This window comes from Rhizobium terrae (assembly GCF_003425685.1).
Lineage (GTDB): Bacteria > Pseudomonadota > Alphaproteobacteria > Rhizobiales > Rhizobiaceae > Neorhizobium > Neorhizobium terrae.
This window is the reverse complement of record NZ_QJKM01000001.1, coordinates 158,441-174,218: the sequence shown is the minus strand read 5'-3', so window position 1 is coordinate 174,218 and position 15,778 is coordinate 158,441. Positions and strand designations below refer to the sequence as shown.

Annotated in this window: 15 protein-coding genes; 4 read left to right on the top strand and 11 right to left on the bottom strand. The window is 61.1% G+C overall.

Going from position 1 to position 15,778, the window contains the following annotated elements; genetic code table 11:
• Nucleotides 1–64: 64 nt before the first annotated feature.
• Nucleotides 65–1,165, bottom strand: a complete 1,101-nt coding sequence (locus tag DMO26_RS00725; RefSeq protein WP_117190107.1) for a LacI family DNA-binding transcriptional regulator — start codon at nt 1,163–1,165, stop codon at nt 65–67.
• Between the two features lie 253 nt (nt 1,166–1,418).
• Here DMO26_RS00725 and DMO26_RS00720 point away from each other — a divergent pair, with 253 nt between their 5' ends.
• The 3 genes from DMO26_RS00720 to DMO26_RS00710 all read left to right on the top strand — a co-directional run bounded on the left by DMO26_RS00720 (nt 1,419) and on the right by DMO26_RS00710 (nt 4,473).
• Nucleotides 1,419–2,399 (top strand): Bug family tripartite tricarboxylate transporter substrate binding protein, encoded by a 981-nt coding sequence (locus tag DMO26_RS00720; protein ID WP_162894658.1) that lies wholly within the window; start codon nt 1,419–1,421, stop codon nt 2,397–2,399.
• 99 nt (nt 2,400–2,498) lie between these two features.
• On the top strand, nt 2,499–2,948 hold the full coding sequence (locus DMO26_RS00715; protein ID WP_162894657.1) for a tripartite tricarboxylate transporter TctB family protein: 450 nt from the start codon (nt 2,499–2,501) through the stop codon (nt 2,946–2,948).
• Between the two features lie 4 nt (nt 2,949–2,952).
• A complete protein-coding gene (locus DMO26_RS00710) occupies nt 2,953–4,473 on the top strand; it encodes a tripartite tricarboxylate transporter permease (protein ID WP_117190104.1) in 1,521 nt (506 codons plus the stop codon).
• A gap of 65 nt (nt 4,474–4,538) precedes the next feature.
• On the opposite strand, the gene DMO26_RS00705 is transcribed toward DMO26_RS00710, so the two are convergent.
• Complete coding sequence (locus DMO26_RS00705; RefSeq protein WP_319025385.1) at nt 4,539–5,435, bottom strand: AraC family transcriptional regulator; 897 nt, start codon at nt 5,433–5,435, stop codon at nt 4,539–4,541.
• A gap of 100 nt (nt 5,436–5,535) precedes the next feature.
• Nucleotides 5,536–5,937: a hypothetical protein gene (locus DMO26_RS00700; RefSeq protein WP_117190102.1), complete on the bottom strand. Its 402-nt coding sequence runs from the start codon at nt 5,935–5,937 to the stop codon at nt 5,536–5,538.
• Nucleotides 5,938–6,269: 332 nt separating this feature from the next.
• On the opposite strand from DMO26_RS00700, the gene DMO26_RS00695 reads away from it, so the two are divergent.
• Nucleotides 6,270–7,172, top strand: coding sequence for a MurR/RpiR family transcriptional regulator (locus tag DMO26_RS00695; RefSeq protein ID WP_117190494.1), 903 nt, complete (start codon nt 6,270–6,272; stop codon nt 7,170–7,172).
• Between the two features lie 5 nt (nt 7,173–7,177).
• Here DMO26_RS00695 and DMO26_RS00690 read toward each other — a convergent pair whose 3' ends face one another.
• The 8 genes from DMO26_RS00690 to DMO26_RS00655 all read right to left on the bottom strand — a co-directional run bounded on the left by DMO26_RS00690 (nt 7,178) and on the right by DMO26_RS00655 (nt 15,777).
• Nucleotides 7,178–7,891, bottom strand: coding sequence for an aspartate/glutamate racemase family protein (locus tag DMO26_RS00690; RefSeq protein WP_117190101.1), 714 nt, complete (start codon nt 7,889–7,891; stop codon nt 7,178–7,180).
• Between the two features lie 24 nt (nt 7,892–7,915).
• Nucleotides 7,916–8,821 (bottom strand): ABC transporter substrate-binding protein, encoded by a 906-nt coding sequence (locus DMO26_RS00685; protein ID WP_117190100.1) that lies wholly within the window; start codon nt 8,819–8,821, stop codon nt 7,916–7,918.
• 14 nt (nt 8,822–8,835) lie between these two features.
• A complete protein-coding gene (locus DMO26_RS00680; RefSeq protein WP_117190099.1) occupies nt 8,836–9,984 on the bottom strand; it encodes an ABC transporter ATP-binding protein in 1,149 nt (382 codons plus the stop codon).
• A gap of 4 nt (nt 9,985–9,988) precedes the next feature.
• The gene (locus tag DMO26_RS00675) at nt 9,989–10,822 is read right to left on the bottom strand and encodes a carbohydrate ABC transporter permease (protein WP_117190098.1); all 834 of its coding nucleotides are present in this window, start codon (nt 10,820–10,822) and stop codon (nt 9,989–9,991) included.
• The gene (locus tag DMO26_RS00670) at nt 10,822–11,721 is read right to left on the bottom strand and encodes a carbohydrate ABC transporter permease (protein ID WP_117190097.1); all 900 of its coding nucleotides are present in this window, start codon (nt 11,719–11,721) and stop codon (nt 10,822–10,824) included. The genes DMO26_RS00675 and DMO26_RS00670 overlap by 1 nt, the downstream gene beginning before the upstream one ends.
• 26 nt (nt 11,722–11,747) lie before the next feature.
• The gene (locus DMO26_RS00665) at nt 11,748–13,001 is read right to left on the bottom strand and encodes an ABC transporter substrate-binding protein (RefSeq protein ID WP_117190096.1); all 1,254 of its coding nucleotides are present in this window, start codon (nt 12,999–13,001) and stop codon (nt 11,748–11,750) included.
• A 52-nt stretch (nt 13,002–13,053) separates the two neighbouring features.
• Complete coding sequence (locus DMO26_RS00660) at nt 13,054–14,490, bottom strand: M24 family metallopeptidase (RefSeq protein WP_205421157.1); 1,437 nt, start codon at nt 14,488–14,490, stop codon at nt 13,054–13,056.
• A 504-nt stretch (nt 14,491–14,994) separates the two neighbouring features.
• On the bottom strand, nt 14,995–15,777 hold the full coding sequence (locus DMO26_RS00655; RefSeq protein ID WP_117190095.1) for an ABC transporter permease: 783 nt from the start codon (nt 15,775–15,777) through the stop codon (nt 14,995–14,997).
• Nucleotide 15,778 lies beyond the last annotated feature (1 nt).

Genomic DNA, 15,778 nt, shown 5'->3' with positions numbered 1-15,778 from the left:
CTTAGACAACGTTGTCTCAATTGCTAAGCAGAGTTGTTACCGCTGTCAAGAGCAGCGAAAGATTTCACGCCCTGGCGATCCCCGGGTAGTCGGCGGCCTCGTTTCGAGGCTCCTCGGCGCCACCGAGGCGGACGAAGGATTCACCGATGACAAGCGAATGAGGAATGATCTCTCCGGATGCATCGGCGGTCGAGGCCGCGGGCGACGCGATGAAGTCCAGCGCCGCGCTGCCTGCCTTGTCGAAATTCATTTCCACCGTCGTCAGCCGCGGCGTGCACAACGTCGCAAGCCGCGTATTGCCAAGCCCCATCACGGAAATTCGCCCCGGAATGTCGATGCCTTCCCCGCGAAGGTAGCTTACTGCGCCGAAGGCAATCGCATCCGAACCGCAGATCAACGCGCTGAAATCCGGATTGCGGGCGAGCATTTCGGCAGCGCCTCGGGCGCCGGCTTCCGGCGTCGAATCGATGTTGGCGATCGCGTAATCCACCATGTGACCCGACAGGTAGCTGGTCATCGCCTGCATCCGCTGCTTGGTCATGTCGTTCCGCGCCGGCCCCAGCAGAATGCCGATCCTGGTGTGTCCGTTTTCGACGATGAACTTCGCCTTGGTAATTCCGATGGCTTCATTATCCGCTGAAAAAACAGGGACTTCTATATTGCGTGGCATGAGGGATGCCACGACCGTGCCCGACCTTTTCAGCTCGTCTATCGTCTCCGCCAGAGCCTCTTGATGGGTCCATTGGTCAAACCCGCCGCCGGCAAGGATGATGCCGTCCACCCGATATTCCAGGAGTTTGCGCAGGTATTTGATTTCGAGCAGCGGATCGCGCTGCATGTTACAGACGATCGCGAAGGTGGAGTGCGCCGTCTCTGCCCGTTTCGTCACGCTTTCCGCGATCATCCCGTAATGCGCATCCAGCATGTCGCCGATCACCAAGCCGACGACGCCCTGCCTGCCGCCTCGTAGCCTCCGCGCCACGAGATTGGGAACGTAGCCTACGGCTTTCGCTGCGGCATTCACCCTTTCCTTGAGCTTCGGGTCCACCGAATAGGTGGAATTGCGCAACACGCGGGCGGCCGTGCTGAGGGAAACTCCCGCCGTTTTCGCCACGTCGACCAGCGTCGGATTTTTCGTGTCTTTCTCGTCAGGGGCGTTGCTCACTGTCCTACCCGTGTTTTGGCCGCCGCGGCTCCATGCGATGCATCGCGAACCATCAGGGTCTACCCGATAGCTCGAAGGCCGTCAAAACACTATAGACAACGTTGTCTCGCTTCGCTAGTCTATCCTTCACATGCCCGTCGCAAAGCTCGCCGGACATCAGGGAGAGGTCACTGCAGCGCAGGTCACGCTTGGAGGCGCGCCTGCCGCCCAAGCTGCAGGAAAGAGAAAGAAATCCATTCGAGGAGGAGAGGGAATGGGACAGATTATCCGCACCTTGGCGCTGGCCGCCACCATGGCAGTGACATCGGCCATATCGATGACCGGCGCCCTCGCCCAGAACGCGTCCTATCCGACAAAGCCGATCAAACTCATCATCCCCTACGCCCCGGGCGGCGGAACCGACGCGGTCGCTGCGGTATTCTCGGACAAGCTGGCCAAGAAATTCGGCCAACCGGTGGTCAAGGAGAACCATGCAGGCAGCAATTCAGTCATCGGAACGGCCCTGCTTGCCGATTCCGCTCCCGACGGCCACACCCTGCTGGTCGTCACGGGTGCCATCGCCAACAATCCTTTTCTCTATGCCAAACTGCCTTACAAAACGCCGGAATCCTTCGTCCCCGTCTCCATTCTGACCGCCTATCCGTTCGTGCTTGGCGTACGCAGCAACCTGCCGTTCAAAACCATGCGGGAGCTCATCGATTACGCCAAGGCCAATCCGGGCAAGCTGACCGCAGGCACGTCCGGCCGCGGTGCGGGCGCCCAATTGGCGCTCGGCCTTCTTAACAAGAGCGCCGGTATCCAAATCCGCGAAATCCCGTTCAAGGGCGCCGGCGACAGCCTGAACAATGTCGCGGGCGGCTTCGTCGACATGGTCTTTTCCGGCTACGAGACCGTGCGGCCCTTCGCCGAAAGCGGAAAGATGAAGGCCTTTGCCCATACCGGCACCGGACCGCTGGGCAGCGAAAAGATCCCCGCGATCGCCGATACGCTTCCGGGCTTCGAGTATCAGAACTGGCTGGCCCTGGTCGCGCCCGCAGGTACGCCCACCGCCGTGACGGACAAGCTCAACGGCGCGCTGAAAGAGATCTTCGCGGAGCAGGAGGTCAAAGACCGGCTGGCCGGCCAGAATATCACGGGTATAGCCAGCAATTCGGCCGAGGCGAAGGATTACCTGGTCAAGGAAATGGCGACCAGCAAGACGATCATCGAAAGCATCGGGCTGAAGCCCGAATAAGGTTTCGCAATGTCGCGATTATCGATCCGGCGTCCTGCGCGTCATGCACCGGGCGGCGGATCGAACCAAGGTCATCGCATGGACGCCGGGAGGTTCAAGGTGTCTTCAAGGCTCAACAACAAGGCAGATGTCGAAGCGGGTCTGTTTTTCACGCTCTTCGGATGCCTGACCGCGGCATTGTCTCTGCAATACCAGATGGGCACCGTCGCCGCGATGGGTCCGGGCATGTTCCCCCTGATCCTCGGCGTCATGCTGACAATCCTTGGCCTGGCGATCCTGGTGAAGGGTATGCGCGGCGGCGGCGAGGCTGCGAAAAACCTGCCATGGAAACCGGCGATGCTGATCACCGTATCGCTGCTGGCTTTCGCCTTTCTTCTTCTGTCGGTGGGCCTTGTCGCCGCGGTGCCGGCGCAAGTCTTCATCGCATTATGGGCTTCCGACCATTTCACCATCAAACGCGCGATCGCGCTCAGCATCGGGCTCCTGCTCTTCTGCTACGTGGTCTTCATCCATTTCCTCGGCATTGCCGTGCCCATGATCGCGGTCTGAGCCCATGGACTTCCTGAACAATCTTGGCCTCGGTTTCGAAGCGGCCCTCTCGCTGAACAATCTCATTTTCTGCTTCGTTGGCGTGCTGGTCGGCACCGCCATCGGCATCCTGCCGGGGCTCGGCCCGCTGGCGACGATCGCCATGCTGCTGCCGCTGACCTATGCGCTGGAGCCGGTCACCGGTCTGATCATGATCTCCGGCATCTATTACGGCGCTCAATATGGAGGCTCCACGACGGCGATCCTCGTCAACCTGCCGGGCGAATCCTCCTCGGTGGTGTCGTGTCTCGACGGCCATCAGATGGCGCGCAAGGGCCGCGCCGGCGCGGCGCTGGCCATCGCCGCGCTGGGGTCCTTTTTTGCCGGGACGGTCGCGACGATGCTGATCGCCGCGTTTTCCCCGATCCTGGCGGAAGTCGCGTTCCTCTTCGGCCCCGTCGAATATTTCGCGATGATGGTGCTCGGGCTGACCGCCGCGACGCTTCTTGCCCACGGCTCGTTCATCAAAGGCGTGGCGATGGTCCTGACGGGGCTGATCCTCGGCCTCGTCGGCGCCGACGTGAACAGCGGCACGTACCGTTTCACATTCGGCTCCTTTTCCCTGACCGAAGGGATCGAGTTCGTCGCAGTGGCGATGGGCCTCTTCGCGTTCACCGATATCGTGACCAACATCCGTGACGACCAGACGCGCGAAGTGACCACGCCGTCGCTGCGCAATCTCTGGGTCAACGGCAGGGAAGCCAGGCAGGCCGCGTTTCCAGTGATGCGCGGCACGGCGATCGGATCCGTGCTCGGCCTTCTTCCCGGGGGCGGAGCGATGATTTCCTCATTTGCATCCTATGCCGTCGAAAAACGCCTTTCCAAACGACCCGAAGAATTCGGCCACGGCGCGATTGCCGGCCTTGCCGGCCCGGAGGCCGCCAACAATGCCGGCGCACAGACTTCGTTCATCCCGATGCTGACGCTGGGGATCCCGAGCAACGGCGTGATGGCGCTGATGATCGGCGCCTTGATGGTGCACAATATCGCGCCCGGCCCCTATGTCATGGTCTCCAATCCCGAAGTCTTCTGGGGGCTGATCGCGTCGATGTGGATCGGCAACGCGATGCTGGTGGTTCTGAACCTTCCGCTCATTCCGCTCTGGGTGCGGCTGATCCAGGTCCACTACTGGATCCTCTATCCGATCATTCTCACGGTGTGCTGCGTGGGACTGTTCAGCATCGAGAACCGCCTGCTGCCGATCTATTTCGCCGCCGGATTCACGCTGGTCGGCTGCCTGTTCTGGCGCTTCCGCGCCGAAGCGGCCCCCCTGCTTCTCGGCTTCATCCTCGGACCGCTGATGGAAGAACATTTCCGCCGCGCGCTTCTCCTCTCGAACGGCGATCTGGCGATCTTCTATCAAAGCCCCCTTTCGATCGCGATGCTGTCCATCGCGGCCGTCATGTGCCTGCTCGTCCTGCTTCCCCAGATACGCCGCGGTCGCAGGGCGGCTTTTATCGAGGAAAGCTTTGACTCGAACCGATGAGGCGGGAGCAGGCTGTCGCTTTCCTCTCACGAGACGTCATGAGGGGATGCAGTTCACGTACCGGATTATCTGCGCAGCGGGACGACATTCGGCGCAGTCTCGGCCGCTTGCGCGATGCCATGGTCAATGTCGCCGCGAGCCAGGAATTTTCGTTCACCGCGCTCCGAGGCGCCGGAGATCGTTTCACCGAAATAACGCGCAGGCGTCGTTCCAAGCATTCGTCTGAACATCGAGATGAACGCACTGACGCTCTCGTAACCGAGATCTCCGGCAATGTTGGTGACCAGATCGCCTTGCGCAAGACGCTGCAGCGCCAAGCCGACATGCAGCTGCTGTCTCCAGCGAACGAAGGACATGCCGGTCTCGCGCTGAAACAGCCGACTCAATGTCCTATTGCTTGCCCCGACGCGAGCGCCCCACTCGTCTATGGTGAAGCGAACACCCGGATTTTCGATCATGGCTTCCGTCAGCCGCCGGAGCCGCCTGTCGTTGGGCATCGGCAGGTGGATCGGTTCGAGCGGTGCCGCGGCCAGTTCGTCGAGCAGCACCGCTATGAGCCGCGCCTCGCGGTCGCAATCCATGGTCACCGGCGGCGATCCGATATCGAACCGCAGAATGAGTTCGCGGAGAAAGGGCTGCACGAACAGGATGCCGCAGTCTTGATCGAACGGAGTGACCAAGGTCGGATCGATGTACAGACTGACGATCTTGATGTGGCCGACCACTCTGCCGGCGTGGGAAGCGCCGCTCGGTATCCACAAGGCACAATGCGGCGGGACCGTCCAGACGCCGCGTGCCGCCCGCACCGTCAGGACCCCGCTGATGACGTACATCAATTGCGCCTTGTTGTGGCGATGGGGCTCCGTCTCGCCGACGAACGCCGCTTCGGCGGCGAGACTGAAGACAGGGCGCGGAACATCATCCACGTCGTCGACGCCAGGTATATGCGGAAACTCCATCATGTCATCCCGATCCGACCTTCACCCGGATGGCAGCGTATCTTACCCCTGATCGGGGGCGTTTCGCTTTCAGGTGCAGGGCAACACCATTCGATATAACGCCTCAGGCAGCGTGTTTTTCAAGCAAGACCGCGCCTTTCGCTGCAGCGCTCTCCTCGTCGGCGACAAACTGGACGGAAAAGCCCAATGCTTTGCTTGCCCCTGCCGCGGCGATCCGCGCAGCGGCATTTACCGGGGAGCGGCCTTCGATCACGATCAACCCGAGGCAGTATTTCCTCATCCGGTCCTTGATCCGCTTGAAGAACAGCGCCTTTGCCTTGCGCTCCTCGGGTGTTTCATCGTCGTGGTCATGGGCAGAGTGATCGGCGATCAGGACGAACGGCATCTGCCTGTCCAGGAGGCTTTCAAGCTGCGTGTTCCTTTCAAGCTGCTCATCGATGGAGGAGTCGGGTTCCTCGTGCCCACGCAGGAAGACAAGCGGAAAGCGGGAATCATCCAAGAGCATCGTCTATTTCCTTCTGCTAGCCGGGGGAACCACCAAGAGCCGCCGAAAACCGATGTCTCTCTTCGGTTCAACAAATCGGCCCATGGCAATAGCTGATGCATGCATCCCTATCATGGACAGTCGCCCCGCCGCTCTCGCGGTCCTGCCAACAAATGCCGCGATCCCGCCACGGCGGCAGGCGTCCGAGTGCCGGTCATCTGCCCGATCCCCCCGGGCGCCGATAGGGCGACCGTCCGAAGGCGCGCGATACGAACGAGTTCCCATGTTGAAAACTTGCCGGCCGATAATTTTCCAGGTTAGATCGCAGGAGAAACGCAAATAAGGGAAGCTTGGTGAGATCCGCTACAAAGCTGGAAGGCGTGCAACGCCCGCGATCGCTCGAAGCCCGTATCTATGCGATCTATTCGTCGTTATCCCCGGCCGAAAAGCGTCTGGCCGACGTGCTGCTGCAGTACCAGATGGAACTTCCCAGCTACACGGCCGGTGAACTCGCAGACAAGGCGCATGTCTCGAAGGCGACGGCAGCGCGCCTGATCCGGACGCTCGGCTACAAGACTTATCCCGACGCGAAACGCGAGATCCGCACCGACCAGCATTGGGGCTCTCCGCGGGCCGGTCTTGCAGATCCGGATCGCGCGCCTTCCGAAAAGGTCTCGATTTCGACGACGGTTCGGATGGATCTCGACAACATCAGGACCACAGCCGAAGGCCTGTCCGACAAAACGCTGGAAGACGTCAGCAACGCGATCGTAAAAGCGCGCCGCGTCTGGATCATGGGATTGCGCAGCGGCTATGGCCTCGCCCATCAGGCCGCCCATTATTTCACGCTGATGAAAAACGATGTGCAGGTGCTGCCGGCGGGAGGCGCAAGCTATTCCCACGAAATCGCTTCCATCGCGAAAGGCGACGTGCTGCTGATCATCGCCTTTCGCCGACGGCCCCGCCTGCTGCCGACGATCATCAAGGAGGCACGGGGCGCCGGCGCGGTGACGGTGCTGATCACCGATCTCAGCGCCGCCGCGAGCGCAAAGGCGGCGGAACATGTCCTGCGCTGCAGGTGCCAGTCCCCCTCCCCCTTCAACTCTTTCGTGGCGGCACTGACGATCATCAACTATCTCGCCTGGAGCGTCGCGACGGCGATGGGCGAGGAGAGCCTGAAGCGCTATGAAAAAATCGATCGGCTGGTGAAACTGCTCGACGACGTATCAACGCCGCAGACGAACATCGGGCGCTGAAGGAATCAGAATTTTTCAAGGACGTGACGCCGCGTCGGCTGCGCCCAGACACCGGACTTCGACGTGGAAAGGCGGCATCGCACAAGCGTTTCCGCCAGCCCGACGGCAGCCGTGACGCCATCCACCACCGGAATGCCATGGGCGCGCTGAAGGTCTTGCGCAAACTCCGTCATGCCGGCGCAGCCGAGAGCCACCCCTTCCGCTCCGATCTCCATGCCCTCGCGGATGAAGGCGGAGATCCGCTCGCCGGCGCCGTTTTCCGGTTTCTCCAGGTCCAGCACCGGAATATCCGTTGCGAAGACACGGCGGCAGCGCTGGCTGAAACCGTAGCGCAGGATATTGTCCTCGATCACCGACGCGGAACGCGACAGGGTCGTCACCACGCAGAAGCTGTGCGCGACGAGGCTCACCGCATGGAACGACGCCTCGCCGATGCCGATCACCGGCCTGGTTGCGACGGCCCGCGCGGCGTCTAGACCAGTGTCATCGAAACAGGCGATGATATGCGCATCGACGCCCTCAGCTTCGGCGGCGACAATTTCCTTCAGCAGGCCTGGCACCGACAAGGCGCCATCGAAAGGCCCCTCGATGGCATCCGGCCCAAGCGACGGCTGGCGTCCGACAATCTCCGTGTCGGGGCTTGCGACCCTGCGCGCCGCCGCGGTGATGCGGACGGTCATGGACTCGGTGGTGTTGGGATTGATGATCGCAATGCGCATGATCTTTTCCCGTTCCGCCTTATGTCAGGCCTTGACGAAGTCCGCTGTTGGACGGCTGTCGATCAGTTCGCCGTATGGAATCGGCGCGCTCGTCAAATGCCCATCGGAAATGCCCCGCTGCCAGCGGGCATAGGCATCGGGATCTATGCGCGGCGTCGTCCACATGCCATTGGCGCGATAGACATTCGCCAGCCTGACCAGAAGTTCCGGCGCAAATTTCGGAAATGTCCTTGCCAGAAAATCACGATAATTTTCCGCGTCGTTCGCGAGGATCCAGTCCATGCCGCGGCCGAGTGCCCGAGCAAAGCGGGTCTGCATGTCGAGTTGCGCTTCGCCTGCCTCGCCGTCCGTATAGTAGACGCTCCAGGGGACGTTGCCGCCGGTGATGGGCAAGGCCTGCACGACATAGCCGCCGCCTGCGGTTTCGAGCGTCACCGCAGATGGATAGTCGATCACGAGATAATCGCCCATGCCGCCGACGAAGAGGTCGGTCAGCATCCTGCCATCCAGATCCTGGACGAAACGCACGTCACGCGGATCGACTCCCTGCTCGCGCAACAGCAGCTTCATGAACAGGCCGACGCTGGCGCCGTTGCTGCCCTTCATGGAAATGAGCTTTCCCGACACGGCCTTCCAATCGAAATCCTCCGGCTTCTCGCGGCCGACGAACGCCAGCGGTGCGCGGGCGGCGACCTGTGCGAAAGGCACGTAACGCTTGCCGCGCCCATGAAACATCGAGGGCACCCAGATGCCGCCGAGCGCCGCCGCGGCCTTGCCGGAACCGATGTCGCTGAGGACGAGATCCCAGGGCGAGGGCACGCTTGCCGTGACATTCAGCCCCTCCTCTTCGAAGAAGCCCTGCCAGACGGCAACATATTCAGGAAGGTAATTGAGGCTATGCCCCGTAGCGGAAACGTGGAAATTCTGCATGTCTCTTCTCTTTGTCAGGACAGGCGCTGCCCATTGTCGATATCGAACCACAGGACGTCTTCGGCTCGGTAATCCAGGGAACAGGTCTCGCCGATCTGCATTTTCGGATTGCCCGAGACCCGGACGAAGACGAGATCGTGCTCGATCAGCAATTCTTCGGCATGTCCCCTGGCCGTCACGAGACGGCATCCGACGACCGTTTCAGCCCCCAGTCGCTCGACAACCGCGACCCGCGCCGGAAGGCGGCCTTCCCCTTCCGCCTTGAGCTCAAGCTTCTCAGGCCGGATGCCGAACGTCGCCTCCCGGCGGCCGGGCAGAGGGGCTGCGTGATCGACGGCAATCTCTCCCGAAAGCCTGAGCCCATCCGCCCGCAGCGAAGCCGGAATGAGGTTCATCGGCGGCGAGCCGATGAACCGTGCAACGAAGGTGTTGGCCGGATTGTCGTAGACGTTGTCCGGCGTATCGACCTGCTGCACCACGCCCTTGTCCATGATGATGATGCGGCTCGCCATGGTCATGGCTTCCACCTGATCGTGGGTGACGTAGACGAAGGTCTTGCCGACCTTGTGGTGCAGCGCCGAGATCTCCGAACGCATCTGGGTGCGAAGCTTGGCGTCGAGATTGGAAAGCGGCTCGTCCAGAAGATAGAGCGACGGGTTGCGGACAAGCGCGCGGGCGAGCGCGACCCGCTGCCGCTGGCCGCCGGAAAGGCTTGCGGGACGGCGGTCGAGCAGCGGCTCCAGCTCGAGCTGACGTGCCATTTTCAACGTCCGTTCCGCGATATCCTGACGCTTCATGAGACGATGCCGGGCGATGATGTTGACGACCGGCAGGTGATACCATTTGCGGAAGGCATCCATGACCAGCGGAAAGGCGATGTTTTCGCGGACCGTCATATGCGGATAGAGCGCGTAGGTCTGGAAAACGAAGGCCACGCCGCGCTGCTTCGGCTCCCAGTCGTTGGCGACATCGCCGTCGAAGAGCAGATCTCCGGAGGTAATGTCGCTCAGGCCCGCGATCATCCGCAGGAGCGTCGACTTGCCGCAGCCAGAAGGGCCGAGCAGGACGAGAAATTCGCCATCGTGGATATCGGCGTTGAATGCCTTGATGACGGTGTTGTCGCCGAAGGTCTTCGAGACGTTGTTGAAAGTCAAAGCGGGCATTGGGTTATCCCTTGACGGCACCGGCAGTCAGGCCGGCGACGATTTTACGCTGGATAAGGAGGAAAAAGACGATGGCCGGGATGCTGAACACAAGTGCTGCACCCATGACCGCCGACATCGGGGTTTCGTACTGCCCGACGAACGAGGCGAGGCCGACGCTGGCGGGCCAGTTTTCGCGGTCCATCAGGAAGGTGGAGGCAAAGAGGAATTCGTTCCAGCCTGCGAAGAACGCGACCACCGCCGCCGCAGCGATGCTCGGCATGATCAGCGGCAGGATGATCATCGTCAGTACGCCGAAGCGTGGGCAATTGTCGATGATCGCCGACTCCTCGATCTCGTAGGGAACCGCATCCATCGCTCCCTTGAGCACGAAGCAGGCGACCGGCAGCGAGAAGCCGACATTGGCGAGCACCAGACCGGTCAGGCTGTTCAGCAACCCGAAGGTGATGAACATGGCATAAAGCGGCACGAGGATCAGCGCTTCCGGCACGACCTGCGTCATGAACAGAAGAAAGCCGACAAGTCCCCTGCCGTGGAAACGGAAGCGGCTCAGGGCATAACCCGCCAGCGAACCGAGCGTCAGGCTGAGCACCGTGCCGCCCGCGGCGATCAGCAGCGTGTTGAAGAGCCACAACCCGATCGGCACCTGGCCGAGTTCGCGCCACAGCTCGGGGAGGTTCTGCACCTGCGGCCAGATGACCTGTCCGCTCCCGTAGAGTTCGGAATTCAGGGACAGGGCGGTGGTCGCCATCCAGTAGACGGGAAAGCCGGCGAGAACGACGAGCACTCCGATCAGCAGATAGCGCAAGAGCTTGAGCGTGAGTTTCTTGAACGGCATCAGCGGGACATCCACTTCATGCGGCGCTGTTCGACAGCGTAATGGAGAGCGGCGATCGCGAGCGCCAGGACGAGGCCGACGGCGCCGTAAGCGCTCGCCATGCCGAGTTCATGGCCCTCGAAAGCGGTCTGGCGGATCTTGACGACGAGCGTGCTGGTCGTACCGACCGGGCCACCGCCGGTGAGCAGATAGATGATGTCGAACCGGCGGATCGACCAGACGCAAACGAGAAGGGATGCGAGCTGGATGGCTGGCCGGATATGCGGCAGCGTTACCGCGCGGAAGGTGCTGAGCTCGTCGGCTCCGTCGATGCGGGCAGCCTCCCTCACCTCGTGCGGCACGGACTGCAGTGCCGCCAGCACGACGAGCATCACGAACGGTGCCACCTGCCATACGGTAACCGCCAGGATGGAGCCGAGCGCCAGTTCGGTGCTCGTCAGCCACGGAAACCGCCCGAGGCCGAGGAACTCCGTCATCCGGTTGAAGACGCCGGAACGGTCGTTGTACATCCAGAGCCAGATCAGCGAAGCCGCAACGTTCGGTACGGCCCAGCCGAAGAGCAGGATGGCGCGCACGATCGCCCTGCCCTTGAACGGCCTGTCGATCGCCAGCGCCGAGATGACGCCGAGCGAGACGCCGAAGACCACCGCGAGCACTGCATAGACAAGCGTTGCCTTCAGCGACAGGTAGAACGCCGGATCGTCGAAGAGCCGCTCGTAGTTGCCGAGGCCGATGAAACGGCCCCGGTTGGGATTGATGATCCTGGTATTGGTGAGACTCATGTACATCTGCCGCGCCAGCGGCCAGAACATGAACACCATCAGATAGATCATGGGCGGGAGAATGAAGGCATAAGGCACGAGGCGGGTCATGCCACTACGTATCTTCGAACCCGTCATGGCGGTTCACCCCTTTTCCGACAGGATCAGAACTGCTTGTCGACGGCCAGTTGCGCCTCGGCGAGCGCGGCCTTGGGATCGGCGTTGGACAGGATCACCTTCTCGACCGCCTGCATGACGAACCGCATGATCTGCGCCGTTTCCACCTCATAGCCCGGAATGAGCGTGCTGCGCGATGTTTCGCCAAGTTTCGCGAATGCCGGCGCCCATGGGTTGGCAGCCGCGAAGGCATCGGTGACCGGAACATCGGTGGCGAGCGCATCGGGGCCGGATGCGTCGCGCAGGGCCTGCTGACCCGGCTTGCTGACCAGCCAGCTGAGGAACTTGATCGCCTCTTCCGGATGCTTGCTGTGCGCGCTGACGCCGAGAAAGATCTGCTGGTGCGCGCCCGGATTCTTGAAGGGCATCGAAGCCGCACCGATCTCCAGGCTTGGCAGCGCGCCGCCTGAGGCGATGTTCAGCGTGCCGCCGGAGTTGTCGATCGAGAAGGCGACGTGCTTCTCCTTGAAACGGGTGCGCTGCGTCGGCATGCTGTCGCCGATCGGGATGATGCCGGACGCATAGGTTTCCTTGAAGGCCTGAACCGCGGCTACGGCTTCCGGGGTGTTGATGGTCAGTTTGCCGGACTTGTCGATCCAGTTGACGCCGTAGCCATAAGCCCAGTTCTGGAAGTCCATGAACCAGCCGCTGAAGTCGTTGATCTGATGACGGGCGGTAAAGCCGATGACACCGGGCGTCTTCGCCGAAGCCGCCTTGGAAGAGGCGATCAGTTCCTCCACCGTGGTCGGTACCTTTACTCCGGCGGCGTCGAGCACCGGCTTGTTGTAGATCAGCGCATAGGCGGCCCGCTGCCATGCAATGCCGTAGCGGGTGCCGTCGATCATGCCGTTGTCGTTCGTCTTGTTGAGCGTCACGCCTGCGGCAGCCTTGCTGATGTCGACCAAAAATCCGGCATCCGCCATGGCATAGAACAGGCCCTCCTGCATGATGGCGATGTCGGGTCCCTGACCGGCCCCCATTTCCGTCGTCAGCTTGTCGGCGAATTCGGCCGACGGAATCGCTTCCTGTTCCAGCGTGACGTTCGGCGCGACAGCCTGATATTTCTGGACGGCGGCCCAGAGGTTCTTGCCGCGCAGCGCATCGAGCCACTGCGAATTGGCGATTTTCAGAGTGACTTTTTCGCCCGACTGGGCGTGGCTGATGCCGGACGTGCCAACCGCGAGCGCGGCACCCAGGGCGGCAGTGGCAAGGAATTTGCGGCGATGAAGTGTCTTGAACATTCCGGTTCTCCTTCTGAGGTTTGTTTTTTCATTCTTGTTATTGTTCGGATCGTCAGCCCGCCCTGACGCGGTGCGGCGCTAGCGGGGTATGGCAGCTGAGGTTTTCGGCGCCATCGGCGGTAACCAGGTAGCAATCTCCGACATTGCAGCCCGCGACCTCCGGCTCAAGCCATTGGGAATGCAGGACGAAGGTCATACCCTCCTCCAGCCTGTCGTGATTGTTCGACTGAATGTTGTAGTTGGCGAACTTTTGCATGGACACCGAATGACCGACATTCGGGTTATGCGGCCCGAGCGTTGCCGGGTAGACATGCATGAGCTTTCGCCCCTGGCGCTCCCAGTCCTCGTCGACCACGTGCTTGCGGGGGATAAGCCGCGGCTTTCCATCGTCTTCGGAAACCCAGTTGTAGGGCATGGTGCGGCTGTCGGCAGAGGTCAGATAACCACGCGCGATGTAAGGCTCGAAGGAAGCATTGGCGACATCGGAGATCAGTGCGCCCGGCTTCACCAGCGAGGCGGCCTTCTCGACGCCCTCGACGCACATCTGCAAGACCTCTTCCTGTTTGTCGGTAATATCTCCGACCGCGATCATTCGGGCGATCTGGGCGGTGTACCCCTGGTAGATGACCGCGGAGATGTAGAGATTGATCAGGTCGCCGTCGCGCACGACGTGCCCGTAAGGCTTGCCGCAATGGGTGCCGTGGCGATTGATGCCGATCTGGTAGCCATCTCCGGTTTCACCGCCGCGCGACATCTGGGCATAGGTGAATGCGGCATAGATTTCATAATCCGTTACGCCGGGCCTGATGACGTGATAGGCCGCCTGGATGCCGATATCGGCAAGCTGGGCGGCGGCGCGCACGACGGCCCGCTCCCGCGGGGAGCGTATCTTCTGCATCCGGTCGACGATGGCTTCGCCATGGACGAAAGCGCTTTTCGGCAAACGTGCCCTCAGGCCGTTCCAGTAAGGTGTCGAGGTCGCGTCGCCGATCAGGCCGATCTGCGCGACGGCAAAACCTTCCCGTTCCAGGAACGAGGCAACGGCTTCGGCCACCTTGTCGACCGTCTTGCCGGGGCGGTTGTAGGTTTCACGACCCCAGGTACCGACCTGCCAGATATCTTCGACCAGAACCGGTTCCCCCGCCGGCGGCAGCAGGACGGAACTGCTGAAGATGGAGAACATGGTCAGCGGTCTGTCGTCGTCCGTCGGGATGACGAGGACGCCTTCGCGAGCCCAGTCGCAGACATAACGAAGGTAAGAGTTCGAGACCTTGTAGGACCCGATCGAGTCCGCATGGACCAGGATCACGTCATGACCGGCGACGACTGCCTCGCGCCGGATGCGGCGCAGCCGGTCGACGAATTCGCTCTCCGGCAGGGGACCGACCGGTTCGAACTCGAAAGTCGGCACGAAGCCGTCCAAAAGACGTTCGAACCGAGCGTCCGGATGCGGGATTGGCGTAATACGCGAGGCATTGGTGGCAGTCATAGCGGGTCTCATCGGTCATAGTCGTCACTTTAGATTATCGATGAAAATTAATTTGCAAAGAGGTGGATCCCGCTATCGGCTAGGCAATTCGCCAATAATTTAGGCAACGGTAATTTTTGGGCGAAAGCGGCAATGAAAATGGTCTTTCTTGGGAGGCACAACACATCCAGGCCTTTGAGAAAACATAATTATCCCGCGGTAAGCGCAATCCTTTAGAAAAAAATATTTCAAAAAACCTGCAAAAGTCGTCATCGACTTTTGGGAAGCGTGCTTAATAACTAGCACCGCGAAGCCAAAGCTTCGAAGCGATATCCATCTCGGCCTTGGCAACTGCGACGCAGTCTCGATGAAGCGAACCGCCGGCCGATCTTCTCGAAGCCGTAAAACCCATGCTGGGAATATCTTCGCAATGCGGCTGGGGAGGATGCAGATGCATCTCGGCTGGGCGTCCGGCTTGAACGCGAAGTCGATTGGCAGGGTATCGGCCCCGAAAAGCGGATACCGCTAAAATCGGTGTATCCGCAATCCCAGCACCTTTTCCGAAATGATCACCACGGCCATCGTCAGCACGATCGAGCAGGTCGAGACGGCCGCCGCTTCCGGGGTGAAATTGGTGCGCAGGTAATCGAATAACTGGATCGGCAGCGTCGACATGCCGACCCCCTTCAGCATGAAGGAGATGGTGAAGATGTCGAAGGAGATGATGAAGGCGAACAGGCAGCCGCCGATGACGCCCGGCTTGATCAGCGGCAGCATGATCCGCCGGAAGCGGGTGAACCGTCCTGCGCCAAGGCTCTGCGCCGCCATGCTCCAAGATGGATCATAACTTTCCATCGAAGCCGAGACGTTGATGAAGACGAAGGGCAGCGTGATCAGCACGTGGCCGACGATCATGCCGAACATCGTTTGCGTGCCAATGCCGACCGAATAGACGAAAAACAGCAGTGCGATTGCCGTCAGCACTTCAGGCAGAAGCAACGGCGCCAGCATCGCCACCCGCACGGCCTCCTTCAGCCGGCCGGCATATTGAACATGGAACATTGCCGCCATCGTGCCGATGATGCCGGAAATCACCATGGTGACCGCCGCGATCCACAGCGAGGTGCGGATCGCCCGCATGAAGACCTCGTTATTGAAGAACACCACGTACCAGCGGAATGAAAAGCCCTGTGGCGGGAAGGTCAGAAAAGCGCCCGAATTGAACGAGGCGATTACCACGACTGCGATCGGTGCCAACAGGAAGGCGTAGATGATCAGGCAATAAAGGGTGAGGAAGGGTTTCGACATT